The following is a 17,711-nucleotide window of genomic DNA, read 5'->3' on the forward strand; positions in this document are numbered from 1 at the left end:
AAGGGACCACCTTCTGCCCGGGCGGTTCATTCCTCGACGGTGACCGGGATGGGCTGGTATCGGGTTTTTACGGTGCCGTCACCCTCGGGGGCCCCGGCATCGGGCCCGCCGCCGGGCGGCCCGTCGGGCGGCGGTTCGGTCGAACGGTTGATGTCGTTGACGTCGTTGACGATGCCGCGGACCACCTCCAGCAGGGCGATGCTGTGGTCGGCGATGACGGTGAGCAACGGGTGCTGCTCCCCGGTCGCCAACGCGGCCAGCGCGCACACCGGGCACCACACCTGCTGGCATTTGCCGGTCCCGACACCGCCGCCGGCCGTCAACGCAGCCGCCGTGCGCACCGCGGGGTCGATGCCGTCCAGGATCGCCTGGGCGAGCCTGCGCAGCTCCGGACCGATATCGGAATGAGCCCCACTCACTTAGGCCACACCTCCGGATCCGGTCGAAAGCGAACGGTCAGCTCGCCGCCCCGCAGGTGCGCGTCGAGCACCGTGCAGCGCCGCAGCACGGACGCCAACCGGACCCTGCGCCGCAACCCTCCGGCGCTGATGATCAGGTCGTCGTCGACTCGGCCCAACGAGAGTCCTCCGGGATCAAGCTGGGGCAACGTTAGCCGCATACGGTATATCGACCCAAGCCCCGATCCGGATTCGAGGTCCACGACGGGCCGCAGCGGACCCGGCGGCGCCGTCCCGCCGCGCCGGCGCGCGCCGTCGAGCAGCGCGCCCAGCGCCTTGGCACCGATCGGCTCGCCGGACAGGTGCGGGGTCAGCACCAGCGCCACGTCGCCGATGGTGGCGTCGAGTTCGTCGAGAACGACGCGTTGTTCGGCGATGCGCTCGGCGTACCAGTAGAACGCCGGGTGCTCGGGCAGGTTGCGGTACTCGTAGGACTCGTCCTCGGTCAGGACCTGGTTGACGATCAGCTCCTCGACCCGCACCCCCATCAGCGCCAGCGAACCCAGCGTCCGCACCGCCTCGGCCGCCACCACCCGCTCCGGGGTCAACACCAGATGCGCGGTGACGAGGTCGCCGTCGGTCAGCAACTCGCCGAGTCGCTCGACGCTGGCGCTGATGCGCTCCAGCAGCTCCACCATCGCGCCGGAGCGGGCGTCGTCGGCGGCGATGGACAGCCTGCGATGCCGTGGCCACGCGCGTTCCACGTAGAGCCCGAAGGTGGCGGGCAAGGTCAACATGCGCAACGCATCCGCGGTCGAGGCGCAATCGACGACGATGCGATCCCAGCGCCCCGAGGCGGCGAGTTCCCCGACGGCGTAGAGGCCCAGCACTTCCTGCACGCCCGGCAACGCCGAAAGTTCTTCGGGCGCAATGGTGCTCAACTCGGAATCGGGAAACCGCCCATCCAACGTGCCGACCACGTCGCGCCACCGGGCCTCCAGCAGGGCCAGGGTGTCCAGCGCCAGCGCGTCGAGGAAGCCGCCGCCCGCTTCCGCGTCGTCGGCGAGCACCCGGACCAGCTCGCCCTGGCCGCTGGGCGGGACCGGGACACCGAGCACGTCACCCAGCGAGTGCGCCTGGTCGGTCGACACCACCAGCGCTCGCCGCCCCGCGGCCGCATCGCAGACCGCGGTGGCAGCCGCCAGGGTGGACTTGCCTACCCCGCCCTTCCCAACGAACAGGCTGATCCGGGCCGGAGTGGGGTTGGACTCACTCAGCCTCGACTCGTTTCTTCAGATCCTTCAAAGCGGTGTCGGTCAGGCGCCGCTCGGCCTTGCGCTTGAGCAAACCGATCATCGGGATGGCCAGGTCGACCGAGAGCTCGTAGGTGACGTCGGTCCCGGATCCCTTGGGCGCCAAGCGATATGAGCCTTCGAGCGAACGCAGCAGCGAGCTGGAGACCAGGGTCCAGCTCAGCGACTGGCGGTCCTTGGGCCATTGGTAGGACATCACCATGGTGTCCTTGATGACGCCCGCGTCCATCACGAATCGCACCGTCTTCGGGTAGCCGTCGGCGCCGCGCTCCTGGACCTCGGCTTCCTTGTATTCCGAGATCCATTCCGGGTAGGAATCGATGTCGGCGATCACCTCCAGGACGGTGCCCGGATCGGCGTCGATGTGGATGGTCTGCGTCGTCTTCTCCGCCACCTGGCTGATGCCCTCTCTCCCGCAAGCGAGTACGCCCCGCACGTGCAGTACTACCCCGGCCTCCGGGGCGAAACGGTACTCCTACCGCCCAACCTTGATCCGGTTAAGCTACCGGAGAAACGCCGACCGGACGCGACCGTTCCGCCGTCCTTTTGACCTCGAACGCCATTTTCTTACCCGCCACCCGACGGCGGTGCGTCATCTTCGACAAGTTCAACTTTGCCAGCTGCCAGGCCGCCACGCCGCTGGGTTCGGCGTGCAGGAAGTAATGCAGCACCACCCCGTCCAGCGACGGCTCCAGCCAGATCTCCATGGTGCCGGTCAGCGCCCCGGTGACCGCCCACCGGATCCCCTTCTCGGCGCGGTCCTCGACGACCTGCAGCCGCAGGTCCGGCCACCACCGGCGCCAGCACGACGGGTCGGCGACCACGGCGCCCACCCGCGCGCCGTCGGCGGCGACAAACGTCTGGTCGGCGATCTGAATGCTGTTCACCGCCATAGCTTCACACACGGATCCGGATCGCCCGTACGCAGGCGCTCGCGCCGCTACCGCGGCCACCCCCCGGCAGACCTCCGCCATGCTGCGCGAATTCGCGGATTAGGCTGGGCCACAGCAAGCCGGCAGGCAACATCACGAATCCGATCGAGGTCACCAGAGTGCGTGAGTACAGCGTCCCCGCCCGCTTTACCGTCGGCGAGCACGAAAGCGTCGCCGCCATGGTCTTCGACCACGAGCGCGACGACCCCGGCTTCGTCATCTTCCAACGGCAGATCGACGGGGTATGGACCGATGTCACCTGCGCCGAGGCGGCCAAGCAGGTTCGTGCCGCGGCGCTGGGCCTGATCTCGCTGGGGGTGCAGGCCGGCGACCGGGTGTCCATCTTTTCGGCCACCCGCTACGAGTGGGCGATCCTGGACCTGGCGATCCTGTCGGTGGGCGCGGTCACCGTGCCGATCTACGAGACGTCGTCGGCCGAGCAGGTGCGCTGGGTGCTGCAGGACTCGGGCGCGGTGCTGGCCTTCGCCGAGACCGACGCGCACGCCGCGATGGTCACCGAGCTCACCGCCGAGCTGCCCGAGCTGCGCCGGGTGCTGCACATCGACGGTTCGGGCCCCAAGGCGCTCGACCAGCTCTCCGAGGCCGGTGCCGAGGTCGAGCCGGCCGAGCTGACCGCCCGGCTCGAGGCGCTTTGCGCGGCCGACCCGGCGACCCTGATCTACACCTCGGGCACCACCGGACGGCCCAAGGGCTGCCAGCTCACCCATTCCAACCTGCTCTACGAGAGCCGGGGCGCCAAAGAATGCCTGCCGACGCTGCTGGACGAGGGGCAGCGGCTGCTGGTCTTCCTGCCGCTGGCCCACGTGCTGGCCCGGTCGCTTACCCTGTCCGCGTTCGCGAACAAGGTGACAGTCGGATTCACCAGCGACATCAAGAACCTGCTGCCGATGTTCGCGGTGTTCAAGCCGACCGTGGTGGTGTCGGTGCCGCGGGTGTTCGAGAAGGTGTACAACACCGCCGAGCAGAACGCCGCCAACGACGGCAAGGGGCGCATCTTCGCGATGGCCGTGCAAACCGCGGTCGACTGGAGTCAGGCCCAGGCCGACGGCGGGCGACCGGGCCTGCTGCTGCGCGCCCGGCACGCGCTGTTCGACCGGCTGGTCTACCACAAGCTGCGCGCGGCGCTCGGCGGCGACTGCCACGCGTCCGTCTCGGGTGGCGCGCCGCTGGGCGCGCGGCTGGGCCACTTCTACCGCGGCGTGGGCCTGACCATCCACGAGGGCTACGGCCTGACCGAAACCAGCTCGGCCATCACGGTCAACCAGGTCGGCAACGTCAAGATCGGGACCGTCGGAACGTTGTTGCCGGGCAACAGCATGCGCATCGCCGAGGACGGGGAGCTGTTGGTGCGCGGCGGCGTGGTGTTCAGCGGCTACTGGCACAACGAGCAGGCCACCCGCGACGCGTTCACCGACGGCTGGTTCAAGACCGGCGACCTGGGCGCGCTCGACGAGGACGGCTTCCTGAAGATCACCGGCCGCAAAAAGGAGATCATCGTCACCGCGGGCGGCAAGAACGTCGCCCCCGCGGTGCTCGAGGACCAGCTGCGAGGACACCCGCTGATCAGCCAGGCCATGGTGGTCGGCGACGCCAAGCCGTTCATCGGCGCGCTGATCACCATCGACCCCGAGGCGTTCGATCCCTGGAAGGAACGCAACCACAAGCCGGCCGAGGCGTCCGTCGGCGACCTGGCCACCGACCCCGACCTGTTCGCCGAGATCGACGCCGCCGTGAAGAACGCCAACCTGGCGGTGTCGCACGCCGAGTCGATCCGCAAGTTCCGCATCCTGCCGGTCGACTTCACCGAGGACACCGGCGAGCTGACGCCGACGATGAAGGTCAAGCGCAACGTGGTGGCCGAGAAGTTCGCCTCCGACATCGAATCGATCTACGAGAAGGACTGACCGCGAGCGCCTAGGCGCGCAGCAGGTCGGCCAGCCGACCGGCCAGCGTGTCCCAGCGCCACTGTGACGTCACCCACTCGCGCCCGGCCGCGCCCATCGCGGCGGCCCGCTCGGGATCGGCCAGCAACTCGGCGACGGCCCCGGCGACCTCGTCCACCGACCGGCCGTCGACCACCAGCCCGGTCTTGTTGTGCCGCACGGTTTCCGGGGCCCCTCCCGACCGGCCGGCGACGACGGGCACGCCCGTCGCCGAGGCCTCCAGGAAGACGATGCCCAGGCCCTCGACGTCCATGCCGGCGCCACGGGTGCGGCACGGCATCGCGAAGACGTCGGCCAGCGCGTGATGGGCGGGCAGTTCGGCGGCCTGCACACCACCGGTGAACGTCACATGCTCGGCCACGCCGCAGTCGGTGGCCAGCTTGCGCAGCGCGTCCAGGTACGGCCCGCCGCCGACGATGACCAGCGCGGCCCCGTCGACCCGCCGCCGGATCGACGGGAACGCCTTGATCAGCGCGTCCTGACCCTTGCGCGGCACCAGCCGCGACAGGCACAGCACGGTCGGCCGCTCGCCCAGCCCGTAGCGGGCCCGCAGCTCGGCCCGGGCGCCCGGGTCGGGGCGGAACCGGTCGGTGTCCACGCCGGGCGGCAGGTATTCCAGCCTCGCCCCGGGGCCGAAGGCCGACGCGAAGCGCGACCGGGTGTAGCGGCTCACGAAGGTGACGACGTCGGTGCCGTCGCCGATGCGGCGCAGCACCGACCGCGCGACGGGAAGCATCGACCAGCCGACCTCGTGGCCGTGCGTGCTGGCCAGCACCCGGGTCGCCCCGGCCTGCCGGGCGCGCGGGGCCAGCAACGCCAGCGGCGCGGCCGCGCCGAACCAGACCGTGTCGATGCCGTGCTCGCCGATCAGCCGGCGCATCCGCCCGTCCACCGCCGGGCCCGGCAGCATCAGCGTGCCGGGGTGGCGCACCACGCGGTATCCGGCCGCCTCGGCCGCGTCGTCAAAGGCGTCGGCGCCCTTCCACTGCGGCGCGTAGACCAGCACGGACTGCGCGCCCGTGCCGGCCAGCCGGCCGACGAACTCGCCCAGGTAGGACTGGATGCCGCCCGGGCGGGGCGGAAAGTCGTTGGTTACCAGTAGGACCCGGCTCACCTGGGTAGGCTAGCGGGCCAGCCACTGGTGCCAGTGCACCAGCAACCCGGCGGGGTCGACATCGAGGACCGCGTGGGTGGCGGTGGGCACGTCGGTGTGCCCGACACCGCAGCTGGCCAGGTACAGCTCGCGCAGCTTGGGCGCCCCGTAGGTGTCGGCGACGAAGCGGGCGAACCACCAGGCGCGGTCATACGCCAGCGAGCGCTGCGGCCCCGGCGCTTCCAGGTCGGCGTCGGTCGGCAGCGTCAGCGGCACCGGCAGCGCATCGGCGGGCACCGGGGTCGGCGGCCGGGCGACGTAGTCGGCCACGCCCTCGGTCAGCCACTGGGGCGCGTCCGCCGCCGTGTAGGGACGGGCGGCGTAGTGAAAAAGCTCGTGCGTCAAGACAATTCGCAGCGCGGACTCATTCATGTTGGCGGCGCCCGGCGCGAACACGATCCGTTGGCCGAGCGCCACCCGGTGCACGGGGTCGACGCGCTCGGCGACCGTCACGGCCGCGATGTCGGCCCACTGCGACGGCGGTCCCCCGCCGGCGGCGGCGCGGAACTGTTCGTCGGACCCGGCGGCGAGCACCGTGACCTCCGGCGACCAGTCGACGCCCCAGAAGGCCTCCACCGCCTTGACCGCGGCGCCGATGTTGGACGAAACCCGGGACAGCAACCGGTCGCTGGCCGGGCCGCCCAGGCCCACCAGCCGGACGGTGCGATCGCCGACCACCAGTGACTTCGCCGCGGCGCCGGCCTGGCTGCGGGCGGGAGTGACCAGCTGCGCGTGTCTTGCGTTGCTGTCGCCGGCCTCGTCGAAGGGCACGGCCGCGGCCACGATCAGCTCGAGGGCAAACACCCAGGCCAGCAGAATCGGCAGCCGCCGACGCTGCCAGCCGGAACGATCAGTAGCGACGCGCGTCGTGGACCGGGCCCGCGGCATTCATCGGCACCACCCGTACCGGCACGCCGTAGGTGGAGGAATGGATCACCATGCCGTCGCCGACGTAGATGCCGCTGTGTGACGCGTCGTTATAGAAGGTCACCACGTCGCCGGGCTGCAGGTCCGACAGGGCCACCGGCTGGCCGCCCTGGGCCTGCGCCTGGCTGGAGTGCGGCAGCGAGATGCCGGCCTGCTGGAACGCCCACATCACCAGGCCGGAGCAGTCGAACGCGCCGGGTGAGGCGCCGCCCCAGACATAGGACGAACCGACCTGGGTCAACGCCGCCTGCACGACGGTCGCGCGGTCGCCGCCGCCCACTCCGCCGGGCCCGCCGGGGGGCAGCATCCCGGGCATCATCGCGTTGATGGGCGGGGCGTCGCCGGGCGGCGGGGCGCCGGGCGGCAACGCGTCGGGTGCCGGTGCGCCGGGCGCCGGGGCGGCCGCGGGGGCCTGCCCGGGGTCGGCGAGGGCGGTGCGCTGCTGCGGCGTCAGGGAGACGTACTGCGACTTGACGACCGCGATCTGCACCTGCAGCTGGCTCTGCTTGGACTGCAGGCTCGCCCGTACCGCCGCGGCCTGCTCGGCCGCGCTCTTCGCGTCGGCGGCGGACTTGGCGGATGCCTGCTCGGCCTTGGCGGCCTGCTCACCGGCGATGCGGTAATTCGCCATCTGGGTGCGCATCTGGGTCGCCATCAGCCGCTGCACGGCCAGCTTGTCGATCAGGCCCTGCGGCGATGCCGCGGTCAGCATGGCCTCCATGCCGTCGACGCGGCCGCCCATGTACTGCGCGGCGGCCAGCTTGTTGACGGCGCCCTGGAAGGCGGCCAGCCGGGCCTTGGCGGAATCCACCGCGGCCTGGTCATCGGCGTGTTTCTTCTCCGCCGCCTGCTGGACCTTGAGCTTCTCGTTCAGGTCGAGCTGCGCGGTGTGCATCGCCTCGGTGGTCTGTTCGGCCTGACGAGACAGCTGGTTGAGTCTCGCCAGCGCGTCTTCGGCCGGATCGGCGCCGGAATTCGTGGCGAAAGCCCCCGCGAAGATGGTCAAGCCCGCTAACGTCCCGAGGGCAGACCGTGTAATGACACGCGCGCGCGGGTACATACAAGCGAACCTCAAAATTGCATCCTTAAACGGCCTAGGACGGCTGATGCCTGGCACTGCCGGAGCGCCGTCGGGGTAGTTTAGGTCTCAAACAGGTTACGAAACGATATCGACGTTTGTCCAAGCGGGACCGTTAAGAAATCAGCAAGATTTCTGTCATTCTTTTGTGAATGATGGCAAACCTCTAAGACGGTCCAGCGGTTTTGGCGCACAAGGCAATTAGGCTACACCGGATCCTCGGCCGCGATGAATCGGCACCAGACGCAACCGCGGCGCCAGCCCGACCTCCGCGAGGACGTCGAGCGCCGCCCGCTCGTCCTGCAACAACGTTTCGGGGACGCCGAGTAGGACGCTGACCACGCAGTCGCGGCAGCCCGGGCCGCGCACCGCGCAATCGTCGCAATCGATCACCACCGGCGCCGCGCCCTCGGGGTGCGCCGTGCTGTTGCCGTGTGCCATCTGGGTGCCGTCCTCTCGGTCTGGCCTTGCGAAGCTCTTGCCCGAACGCTAGCGGCGGCCACCGACAACCGATCCCGCCCGGCGTGGGAACCCCGCGGCTGTCGGTGGACGTGCCTAACGTCGCGGCCATGGGTGCGAGCGGTGCGACTCAGCTGAGTTTCGCCGACTTGGGCCCGGCCGCCTCCCCCGTCGAGGAACTCCCCTTGCGCGAAACCACTTTCGTCGTGGTGGACCTCGAGACCACCGGCGGACGCACCAAGAGCGCCGACGGCACGCCGTGCGACGCCATCACCGAGATCGGGGCGGTCAAGGTCCGCGGCGGCGTCGTGCTGGGCGAGTTCGCCACCCTCGTGGATCCGCAGCGCAGCATCCCGCCCCAGATCGTGCGGCTCACCGGCATCACGACGGCGATGGTGTGCGACGCCCCGACCATCGACGCCGTGCTGCCGATGTTTTTCGAGTTCGCCGGCCTGGACCAGGGGGCGGTGCTCGTCGCGCACAACGCCGGGTTCGACGTCGGATTCCTGCGGGCCGCCGCGCGGCGCTGCGACGTCGCCTGGCCGCGGCCCCCGGTGCTGTGCACGGTCCGCCTGGCCCGCCGGGTGCTCAGCCGCGAGGAGGCCCCCAGCGTGCGGCTGGCCGAGCTGGCGCGGCTGTTCGCCGTCGCCGCAAAGCCGACGCACCGCGCCCTCGACGACGCCCGCGCCACCGTCGAGGTGTTGCACGCGCTGATCGAGCGAGTCGGCAACCAGGGCGTGCACACCTACGCCGACCTGCGCTCCTACCTGCCGGACGTGACGCCGGCCCAGCGGCGCAAACGGGTGCTGGCCGAAGGGCTGCCGCACCGGCCCGGGGTCTACCTGTTCCGCGGCCCGGCCGGTGAAGTGCTCTACGTCGGGACCGCCGTCGACCTGCGGCGGCGGGTGGGCCAGTACTTCACCGGCGCCGATCCCCGCGGCCGGATGAAGGAAATGGTCGCCCTGGCCGGTGCGGTCGACCACGTCGAGTGCGCGCACGCGTTGGAGGCCGGGGTGCGGGAGCTGCGGTTGCTGGCCGCGCACGCCCCGCCGTACAACCGGCGGTCGAGGTTCCCGCAGCGCTGGTGGTGGCTGGCGCTCACCGACGAGGCGTTTCCACGGCTGGCAGCGGTGCGGGCGCCGCGCCACGACCGCGCCGTCGGCCCGTTCCGGTCCCGCGCCGACGCCGCCGACACGGCGGCGGTGCTGGCGCGCTTCACCGGCGCCCGGACCTGCAGCGCGCGGATCGGCCGCTCGGCGCTACACGGGCCGGCCTGCCCGGAGGTCGAGGTGTCGCCCTGCCCGGCGCCGCGCGGCGTGACGGCCACCCAGTACGCCGCCGCGGTGGCGCGGGTCGCGGCGCTGATCGACGGGCTCGACGACGGCGCCCTGGCCGCCGCCGTGCGCCAGGTCGGCGCGCTTGCCGAGCAACGCCACTTCGAGAGCGCGGCGCGGCTGCGCGACCGCGTCGCCGCCGCGATCGAGCTGCTCTGGCGCGGCCAGCGGCTGCGGGCGCTGGCCGCGCTGCCCGAGCTGATCGCCGCCGCGCCCGACGGTCAGGGCGGCTACCACCTCGCCGTCGTCCGCTACGGCCAGCTGGCGGCCGCCGGCACGGCCAAGCGCGGGGTGCCGCCGATGCCGGTGATCGACGCCATTCAGGCTGGCGCACAGGCGATCCTGCCGGCGGCGGCCCCGCTCGGCGGCGCGCTGGTGGAGGAGACGGCGCTCATCGCGCGCTGGCTGGCGGCACCCGGGGTGCGCATCGTCCGGGTTTCGGGCCCCGCCGACGAGGGATGGGCCTCGCCGCTGCGGTCGGCCGGTGCCTGGTCGGCGTGGGCGGCGCTGGCCCGCTCGGCGCGCCTGGCGAGCGACCAGGCCGTCCGGGATTCAGAGCTGCCGGCCGAACCGCACCCATCGCGCGAGCAGCTGTTCGGCCGCCCCGGAGTCGATGGCCGCGCAGGCCCGCTGCAGCCCGTCCTCCCACGCCGGCAGCCATTCGGCGCGGCTGGATAGCCCGGCGTGGGCGACGATCGCCCCGGCGGCGTTGAGCACCACGGCGTCGCGGACCGGGCCCTTGGCCCCGCCCAGCACCGCGCGCGCCTCGGCGGCGTTGGCCTGGGCGTCGCCGCCCACCAGCTCGTGCAGCTCGGCGCGCTCGAACCCGAAGCCGGCCGGATCGAACGTCAGCCGGTCGACCGTGCCCGCCTGCACCCGCCAGATCGTGCTCGTCGTGGTGGTGGTCAGCTCGTCGAGCCCGTCGTCGCCGTGCACCACCAGCACGCTGGACCGGCGCGACGCGAACACCCCGGCCATCACCTCGGCCAGGTCGGCGAACGCGCAGCCGATCAAACCCGCCCGCGGCCTCGCCGGATTGGTAAGCGGCCCAAGGAGATTGAACACCGTCGGCACCCCGATCTCGCGGCGCACGACGGAGGTGTGCCGGTAGGACGGGTGGAACAGCGGCGCGAAGCAGAACCCGATCCCGACTTCGGCGACGCTGCGCGCGACCGCGTCGGGTTCCGAGTCGATGCGCACCCCGAGCGCCTCCAGGGTGTCGGCGCCGCCGGACAGCGACGACGCCGCCCGGTTGCCGTGCTTGATCACCGGCACCCCGGCGGCGGCCACCACGATCGACGCCATCGTGGACAGGTTGACCGTGTTGACGCCGTCGCCGCCGGTACCCACGATGTCGACCGCGTCGTCGGGAATCCCGGCGGCGGGCAAGGGGCGGGCGTGGCTCAGCATGACGTCGGCCAGCTCGCCCACCTCGGCGGCGGTCGGCGCCTTCATCGTCATCGCGACCGCGAAGGCGGCGATCTGGGCCGGGGTGGCGTCGCCGGCCATGATCTGGTCCATGGCCCAGCCGGCCTGGCCGCGCGCCAGCTCCTGCCCGCCGGTCAGGCGCCCGAGGACCTGCGACCACGTCGGCAGCTCGCCGGGAGGGTGGAACACGGGTTCGGATGACGCGGGCACGCGCCGATGGTCCCACGAGGATCACCCGCCCCCCAACCGTTGCCGGGAGCGGGGCCGGTGGTGGCGGCGGAAACGCCGATTCGCGAAATTCCCGACCCGGGTAGAGTTCGACAACTACAAAGCGTCATACTTGCGGATGTGACCAGCGCTGTGGGGACCTCGGGTACTGCGATCACTTCGCGAGTGCATTCGCTGAATCGGCCCAACATGGTCGCCGTCGGCACCATAGTTTGGCTTTCCAGCGAACTCATGTTCTTTGCTGGCCTGTTCGCGATGTACTTCACGGCGCGGGCGCAGGCCGGCGGGAAGTGGCCGCCGCCGCCGACCGAGTTGAACCTCTATCAGGCCGTGCCGGTGACGCTCGTGCTGATCGCGTCGTCGTTCACCTGTCAGATGGGCGTGTTCGCGGCCGAACGCGGCGACGTCTTCGGGCTGCGCCGCTGGTACGTGATCACGTTCCTGATGGGCCTGTTCTTCGTGCTCGGCCAGGCCTACGAGTACTACCACCTGATGTCGCACGGGACGACCATCCCCGGCAGCGCCTACGGCACCGTCTTCTACCTGGCGACCGGCTTCCACGGCCTGCACGTCACGGGCGGCTTGATCGCCTTCATCTTCCTGCTGGCCCGCACCGCGATGAGCAAGTTCACGCCCGCGCAGGCGACGGCCAGCATCGTCGTCTCCTACTACTGGCATTTCGTCGACATCGTGTGGATCGCGCTGTTCACCGTGATCTATTTCATCCGATGAGCCGGCGCTAGACCTAGACGGACAGGAGTGCTCGGTTGAAGAAACTGGGGTCTACCCGAATCGGTGCGCGGCGCGGCCAGCCGCGAAAAGGGCAGCGCGACCGCTCGCGACGGCGTCTGCGGCGCCGGCTGTCGGGCGGCCTGCTGCTGCTGATCGCGCTGACCATCGCCGGTGGCCTGGCCGCCGTGCTGACCCCCGCCCCGCAGGTGGCCGTCGCCGACGAGTCGTCGTCGGCGCTGCTGCGCAACGGAAAGCAGCTGTTCGACACGTCCTGCGTGTCGTGCCACGGCGCCAACCTGCAGGGTGTGGTCGACCACGGACCGAGCCTGATCGGTGTCGGCGAGGCCGCCGTCTATTTCCAGGTTTCCACCGGCCGGATGCCCGCGATGCGCGGCGAGGCGCAGGCGCCGCGCAAGGAGGAGATCTTCGACGAGGCGCAGATCGACGCGATCGGCGCCTACGTGCAGGCCAACGGCGGCGGCCCCACCGTCGTGCGCAACCCCGACGGCAGCCTCGCGATGCACTCGCTGCGCGGCGACGACCTGGGCCGCGGCGGCGACCTGTTCCGGCTGAACTGCTCGTCGTGCCACAACTTCACCGGCAAGGGCGGGGCGCTGTCGTCCGGTAAGTACGCGCCCGACCTGGGTCCGGCCAACGAGCAGCAGATCCTGACCGCGATGCTGACCGGCCCGCAGAACATGCCGAAGTTCTCCGACCGCCAGCTGTCCTTCGACGCCAAGAAGGACATCATCGGCTACGTCAAAGCGGTCAGCGAGGAACGGCAGCCCGGCGGCTACGGCCTCGGCGGATTCGGACCCGCACCCGAGGGCATGGCCTTCTGGATCATCGGGATGGTGGCCGCCATCGCGTTGGCACTGTGGATTGGGGCGCGAGCATCATGAGCGACACCGATAAGGACACGGTGGCCCGGGAGCCCGACGAGGCCGCGCTGGCCGCGATGTCGCAGCAGGAGCTGGTCGCGCTGGGCGGCAAGCTCGACGGCGTCGAGACCGTCTTCAAGGAGCCCCGCTGGCCCGTCGACGGCACCAAGGCCGAAAAGCGCGCCGAGCGCTCCGTGGCGCGCTGGCTTTTGCTGGGCGGCGGGTTCGGGCTGGCGTTGCTGGTGATCTTCCTGTTCTGGCCGTGGGAATACCGGCCCAAGGAGGCCTCGGGCAACTTCCTGTACTCGCTGGCCACGCCGCTGTACGGCTTCACCTTCGGGATGTCGATCCTGTGCATCGCGATCGGTGCCGTGCTCTACCAGAAAAGGTTTATCCCGGAAGAGATCTCGATCCAGGACCGCCATGACGGCGCCTCGCGCGAGATCGACCGCAAGACGGTCGTGGCGAACCTGGGCGACGCCTACCAGGGTTCGACGATCGGCCGGCGCAAGCTCGTCGGACTGTCGCTGGGCATGGGGCTGGGCGCGTTCGGCCTGGGCACCCTGGTGGCGTTTGCCGGCGGGCTGATCAAGAACCCGTGGAAACCCGTCGTGCCCACCGCCGAGGGCATGAAGGCCGAGCTGTGGACGTCGGGCTGGACCCCGCGCTACCACGGCGAAACCATCTTCCTGGCGCGCGCCACCGGTTCGCACTCCGGAGCGCCGTTCGTCAAGATGCGCCCCGAGGACATGGACGCCGGCGGCATGGAGACCGTCTTCCCGTGGCGCGAGTCCGACGGCGACGGCACCACCGCCGAGTCGCACGAGAAGCTGACCGCGATCAAGATGGGCGTCCGCAACCCGGTGATGCTCATCCGTATCCGGCCCACCGACATGCCGCGGATGGTCAAGCGTCAGGGCCAGGAGAGCTTCAATTTCGGCGAGTTCTTCGCCTACACCAAGGTCTGCTCGCACCTGGGCTGCCCCGCATCGCTGTACGAGGAGCAGTCCTACCGAATCCTGTGCCCGTGTCACCAGTCGCAGTTCGACGCGCTGCATTTCGCCAAGCCGATCTTCGGCCCGGCGGCGCGCGCGTTGGCGCAACTGCCGATCACCATTGACTCCAACGGGTATCTGGTCGCCAACGGCGACTTCGTCGAGCCCGTCGGCCCGGCATTCTGGGAGAGGACGACAACATGAGTCCGAAACTGAGTCCCCCGAAGATCGGCGATGTGCTGGCCCGCCAAGGCGAGGACATCGACACGCGCTACCACCCGTCGGCGGCGGTGCGCCGGCAGCTGAACAAGGTCTTCCCCACCCACTGGTCGTTCCTGCTGGGCGAGATCGCGTTGTACAGCTTCATCGTCCTGCTGATCACCGGCGTGTACCTGACGCTGTTCTTCGACCCGTCCATGGTCGACGTCACCTACAACGGCGTCTACCAGCCGCTGCGCGGCGTCGAGATGTCGCGCGCCTACGAATCGGCGCTGAACATCTCGTTCGAAGTCCGGGGCGGCCTGTTCGTCCGCCAGATCCACCACTGGGCCGCGCTGATGTTCTCCGGGGCGATCATGGTGCACCTGGCGCGCATCTTCTTCACCGGAGCGTTCCGCCGTCCCCGCGAGGCCAACTGGGTCATCGGTTCGCTGCTGCTGATCCTGTCGATGTTCGAGGGCTACTTCGGCTACTCGCTGCCCGACGACCTGCTGTCGGGCATCGGCCTGCGCGCCGCGCTGTCGTCGATCACGCTGGGCATGCCGGTGATCGGAACCTGGCTGCACTGGGCGCTGTTCGGCGGCGACTTCCCCGGCACCATCCTGATCCCCCGGCTGTACGCGCTGCACATTTTGCTGTTGCCCGGGATCATCCTGGCCCTCATCGGGCTTCACCTGGCGCTGGTGTGGTTCCAGAAGCACACCCAGTTCCCCGGCCCCGGCCGCACCGAGCACAACGTCGTCGGCGTGCGGGTCATGCCGATCTTCGCGGTCAAGTCCGGCGCGTTCTTCGCAGCCATCGTCGGCGTGCTGGGCCTGATGGGCGGCCTGCTCCAGATCAACCCGATCTGGAACCTGGGCCCCTACAAGCCATCTCAGGTGTCGGCGGGCTCCCAGCCCGACTTCTACATGATGTGGACCGAGGGCCTGGCCCGCATCTGGCCGCCGTGGGAGTTCTACTTCTGGCACCACACCATCCCGGCCCCCGTCTGGGTCGCGCTGATCATGGGCCTGGTGTTCACCCTGCTGATCGTCTACCCGTTCCTGGAGAAGCGGTTCTCCGGCGACTACGCGCACCACAATTTGCTGCAGCGGCCGCGCGACGTTCCGGTGCGCACCTCGATCGGGGCCATGGCGATCTCCTTCTACATGGTGCTGACCCTGGCCGCGATGAACGACATCATCGCGTTCAAGTTCCACATCTCGCTGAACGCGACGACGTGGATCGGGCGCATCGGGATGGTGATCCTGCCGCCGTTCGTCTACTTCATCACCTACCGGTGGTGCATCGGTCTGCAGCGCAGTGACCGCGACGTGCTCGAGCACGGCATCGAGACGGGCATCATCAAGCGGCTGCCGCACGGCGCCTACATCGAGCTGCACCAGCCGCTCGGACCGGTCGACGATCACGGCCACCCGATCCCGCTGGAGTACCAGGGCGCGGCGCTGCCCAAGCGGATGAACAAGCTGGGCTCGGCCGGCACGCCGGGCAGCGGCAGCTTCCTGTTCGCCGACCCGGCGTCCGAGGACGCCGCGCTGCGCGAGGCGGCCCACTCCGCCGAGCATCGCTCCCTCACCGCGCTGCGCGAACACCAGGAGAGCCTCAACGGTTCCCCCAACGGGGAGCACTAGCGTTCCGCGACACTTAAATCACGCACACGACACGCCGAAAAGCGTAGCGGTGGTTTAAGTTTCGCGGTATCCGCGGCGGATTAGCGCGGCGCGCACGCGTTGCACGACGTCTTCGGGCTTGTCCTCGGCGATCACGCGGACGACGATCCAGCCAACCTCGGCGAGCTCGCGCAGCCGCGCCTGGTCCCGGACATACTGGCGGCGGTCGGTGCGGTGTTGGTCGCCGTCATACTCGGCCGCCACCTTGTACTTCTCCCAACCCATATCGAGCACGCCGACCAGTCGCCAGTTCTCCCTTACCGATATCTGCGTGGCGGGAACGGGCAGGCCGGCCTCGATCAACAGCAAGCGCAGCCACGTCTCTTTCGGCGACGCCGCGCCGGCATCCACCAAGGGTAGGGCCGCGCGCAGCCTGCGCAGGCCCCGGGCGCCCGGATACCGCTTGGTGAGCGGCAGTACGTCCTCCAAGGAGAACGGGCTCGCGCGCATCAGCGCGTCGAGCCTGGCCACCGCCTGCGCGACGGGCAGCTGGCGCGACAGGTCGAACGCCGTCCGCGCGGGGGTGGTCACCGGCAGCCCGGCGACGCGGGTGACCTCGTCGGGCTCGATGCGTTGATTGCGGGTAATCACGCCGATCGGGGAATGCGGGTTACGCCAGATCAGCTCGATGGGCTCGTCGTCGTCGACCCAATTCGCACCGTGCAGTGCCGCCGCCGCGAGTCCGGCCAGGACGCCGCGTCGGCCGGACCACAGCCAGGCCGCGCGGGAACGCCTGCGAAGCGACGGCGCCGCATATTCCGCCAGGTATACGTCGGGATAGATCGCGCGGAACGCAGTCCGCAGCTGATACGGGCTCAGCCTCCCCCGGCGCAGCGCCTCGCTGCCCCTGAATACCTCGTCCACAACCAAAGGACGTCACGCCATGCCGCCGGGATCCACGAGACTTAAATGGCGGCAACACGTTCCGGCGTGTCGTCGCAGGCGTTTAAGTGTCGCGAAAAAGCCGAGCGCAGCGGGCTAGCGCGCGTCGGCGATGCGGCGCAGCTGGCGGACGTGCAGCCATTCGACCGCCGGCATCCCCGCGGCGATGGCCCCGGCCAGCACGTAGCCCACCCAGGACCCGCCATCGTGACCGACGGCCATCAAGTACGTCCCGATGGCCGCCGCGATCAGCGCGGCGCCCATCGTTCCCGCCAGCAGGACGGTGCCGCGCAACCAGATCCGGTCCACCGCCGCGCCGGACCACTCGGCGGCGGGCTCCCCGGCCTGCGCCCGCGGCTGGCGGGCCCGTTCGGCCGCAGTGCGCGGCGCGGGCGCCATCAGGCGCACCGGGGGCCTGCTGGGCGGGCGCGCGGCCGTCCGCGCCGCGGGCTCGATCAGGCCCATGCGACGGGCCCGCACCAGCACCGGGATCGCCCCGGCGATGATCAGCGCGGAAACGATGATGACGGCGTACAACACCCACGAGGTGTGCGATCCCCCGGCCGTCTTGTGATAGCCGCGGCCCAGGTCCACCAGGGCGACGGTCGCGGCGACGCTCACGCCCAGCAACACCAGCCAGACGGCGGCGCACGCGCCCACCAGGATGCGATCGATGACGTCCGGCGGGATGGTGTCCGAACCCCGCCGATAGGCGGAATACCTGCTGACCATCAGCAGCTCGTCTGCGGTGAGTCGTTGTTGTTCGACGACAGCACCGTTCCGTCGCTGGTGGTGATCGAGCAATTGAGCCGGCTGACCCGGAAGAGGCTGGACGCCTGGACAGATCCGACGTCGGACGTCGAGATCGGGGTCACGGTCATCGACCACGGGATGTACACGTTGTGCTGCGTGCGCGACCGGCCCGACGCGTCGACGTAGGTCACCGAGATGATGTCGCCGGGGGCCTTGGTCCCGGTCACCGAGTAGGTCACCTGCCGCGGTCCGGCCGGGGTCGTGGGCGGCGGCGGGGCAGCGGCCGACGTCGTGGTCGCCGGCGGGGGCGCGGGCGCGCTCGTCGCCGGCGGCGGCGGCGGTGGCGGCGGTGGAGGGGGCGTGAC

At 70.4% G+C, this 17,711-nt stretch carries 17 protein-coding genes and 1 pseudogene; 6 read left to right on the plus strand and 12 right to left on the minus strand.

The genetic code is table 11. From position 1 onward, the window contains the following. Positions 1–26: 26 nt before the first annotated feature. The 4 genes from A5655_RS01075 to A5655_RS01090 form a co-directional block, all read right to left on the minus strand. The gene (locus A5655_RS01075) at positions 27–419 is read right to left on the minus strand and encodes a hypothetical protein (protein ID WP_067004658.1); all 393 of its coding nucleotides are present in this window, start codon (positions 417–419) and stop codon (positions 27–29) included. Next, entirely contained in the window at positions 416–1,675 is a 1,260-nt protein-coding gene (locus tag A5655_RS01080) for an ArsA family ATPase (RefSeq protein ID WP_197508561.1), read from the minus strand. The genes A5655_RS01075 and A5655_RS01080 overlap by 4 nt, the downstream gene beginning before the upstream one ends. Further along, positions 1,668–2,105: an SRPBCC family protein gene (locus A5655_RS01085; RefSeq protein WP_067004662.1), complete on the minus strand. Its 438-nt coding sequence runs from the start codon at positions 2,103–2,105 to the stop codon at positions 1,668–1,670. The genes A5655_RS01080 and A5655_RS01085 overlap by 8 nt, the downstream gene beginning before the upstream one ends. Positions 2,106–2,208: 103 nt before the next feature. Then, on the minus strand, positions 2,209–2,598 hold the full coding sequence (locus A5655_RS01090; protein ID WP_156764630.1) for a polyketide cyclase / dehydrase and lipid transport: 390 nt from the start codon (positions 2,596–2,598) through the stop codon (positions 2,209–2,211). Positions 2,599–2,762: 164 nt separating this feature from the next. On the opposite strand from A5655_RS01090, the gene A5655_RS01095 reads away from it, so the two are divergent. Then, positions 2,763–4,568, plus strand: a complete 1,806-nt coding sequence (locus A5655_RS01095) for a long-chain fatty acid--CoA ligase (protein WP_067004665.1) — start codon at positions 2,763–2,765, stop codon at positions 4,566–4,568. Between the two features lie 10 nt (positions 4,569–4,578). Here the strand turns inward: A5655_RS01095 and pimB are convergent, their stop codons facing one another. The 4 genes from pimB to A5655_RS01115 form a co-directional block, all read right to left on the minus strand. Further along, positions 4,579–5,721, minus strand: a complete 1,143-nt coding sequence (gene pimB / locus A5655_RS01100; protein ID WP_067004667.1) for a GDP-mannose-dependent alpha-(1-6)-phosphatidylinositol monomannoside mannosyltransferase — start codon at positions 5,719–5,721, stop codon at positions 4,579–4,581. 9 nt (positions 5,722–5,730) lie between these two features. Then, positions 5,731–6,564, minus strand: a complete 834-nt coding sequence (locus tag A5655_RS01105) for a hypothetical protein (RefSeq protein ID WP_156764631.1) — start codon at positions 6,562–6,564, stop codon at positions 5,731–5,733. Between the two features lie 46 nt (positions 6,565–6,610). Continuing rightward, on the minus strand, positions 6,611–7,747 hold the full coding sequence (gene ripC, locus A5655_RS01110; protein WP_067004670.1) for a peptidoglycan hydrolase RipC: 1,137 nt from the start codon (positions 7,745–7,747) through the stop codon (positions 6,611–6,613). Positions 7,748–7,966: 219 nt separating this feature from the next. Then, positions 7,967–8,206, minus strand: a complete 240-nt coding sequence (locus tag A5655_RS01115; protein WP_067004672.1) for a hypothetical protein — start codon at positions 8,204–8,206, stop codon at positions 7,967–7,969. Between the two features lie 128 nt (positions 8,207–8,334). On the opposite strand from A5655_RS01115, the pseudogene A5655_RS01120 reads away from it, so the two are divergent. Next, a pseudogene (locus A5655_RS01120) lies at positions 8,335–10,173 on the plus strand (DEDD exonuclease domain-containing protein); the annotation flags it as partial. Here A5655_RS01120 and trpD read toward each other — a convergent pair. Beyond that, complete coding sequence (gene trpD / locus A5655_RS28455; RefSeq protein WP_082978410.1) at positions 10,111–11,196, minus strand: anthranilate phosphoribosyltransferase; 1,086 nt, start codon at positions 11,194–11,196, stop codon at positions 10,111–10,113. The pseudogene A5655_RS01120 and the gene trpD overlap by 63 nt on opposite strands. Positions 11,197–11,334: 138 nt before the next feature. Between trpD and A5655_RS01125 the strand changes: the two genes are divergently transcribed. From A5655_RS01125 to A5655_RS01140, 4 genes are read left to right on the plus strand one after another with little or no spacing between them, the layout of a single operon-like run. Next, complete coding sequence (locus A5655_RS01125) at positions 11,335–11,946, plus strand: heme-copper oxidase subunit III (protein WP_066937831.1); 612 nt, start codon at positions 11,335–11,337, stop codon at positions 11,944–11,946. Between the two features lie 35 nt (positions 11,947–11,981). Beyond that, the gene (locus tag A5655_RS01130) at positions 11,982–12,848 is read left to right on the plus strand and encodes a cytochrome c (RefSeq protein ID WP_369807132.1); all 867 of its coding nucleotides are present in this window, start codon (positions 11,982–11,984) and stop codon (positions 12,846–12,848) included. Then, a complete protein-coding gene (locus A5655_RS01135) occupies positions 12,845–14,026 on the plus strand; it encodes a ubiquinol-cytochrome c reductase iron-sulfur subunit (protein ID WP_067004675.1) in 1,182 nt (393 codons plus the stop codon). Before A5655_RS01130 ends, A5655_RS01135 begins: the two co-directional genes overlap by 4 nt. Beyond that, the gene (locus tag A5655_RS01140; RefSeq protein WP_067004677.1) at positions 14,023–15,672 is read left to right on the plus strand and encodes a cytochrome bc complex cytochrome b subunit; all 1,650 of its coding nucleotides are present in this window, start codon (positions 14,023–14,025) and stop codon (positions 15,670–15,672) included. The genes A5655_RS01135 and A5655_RS01140 overlap by 4 nt, the downstream gene beginning before the upstream one ends. 54 nt (positions 15,673–15,726) lie before the next feature. Here the strand turns inward: A5655_RS01140 and A5655_RS01145 are convergent, their stop codons facing one another. From A5655_RS01145 to A5655_RS01155, 3 genes are all read right to left on the minus strand, one after another. Continuing rightward, positions 15,727–16,575 carry a hypothetical protein gene (locus A5655_RS01145; protein WP_067004679.1) on the minus strand — a complete coding sequence of 283 codons (849 nt, stop codon included), beginning with the start codon at positions 16,573–16,575 and terminating at the stop codon, positions 15,727–15,729. A 114-nt stretch (positions 16,576–16,689) separates the two neighbouring features. Further along, on the minus strand, positions 16,690–17,325 hold the full coding sequence (locus A5655_RS01150; protein ID WP_067004681.1) for a DUF2561 family protein: 636 nt from the start codon (positions 17,323–17,325) through the stop codon (positions 16,690–16,692). After that, the coding region (locus A5655_RS01155) for an MmpS family transport accessory protein (RefSeq protein ID WP_231999039.1) at positions 17,325–17,711 on the minus strand (387 nt) is incomplete at its 5' end. The genes A5655_RS01155 and A5655_RS01150, both read right to left, overlap by 1 nt.

It is taken from the genome of Mycobacterium sp. 1081908.1, from assembly GCF_001673535.1.
GTDB lineage: Bacteria > Actinomycetota > Actinomycetes > Mycobacteriales > Mycobacteriaceae > Mycobacterium.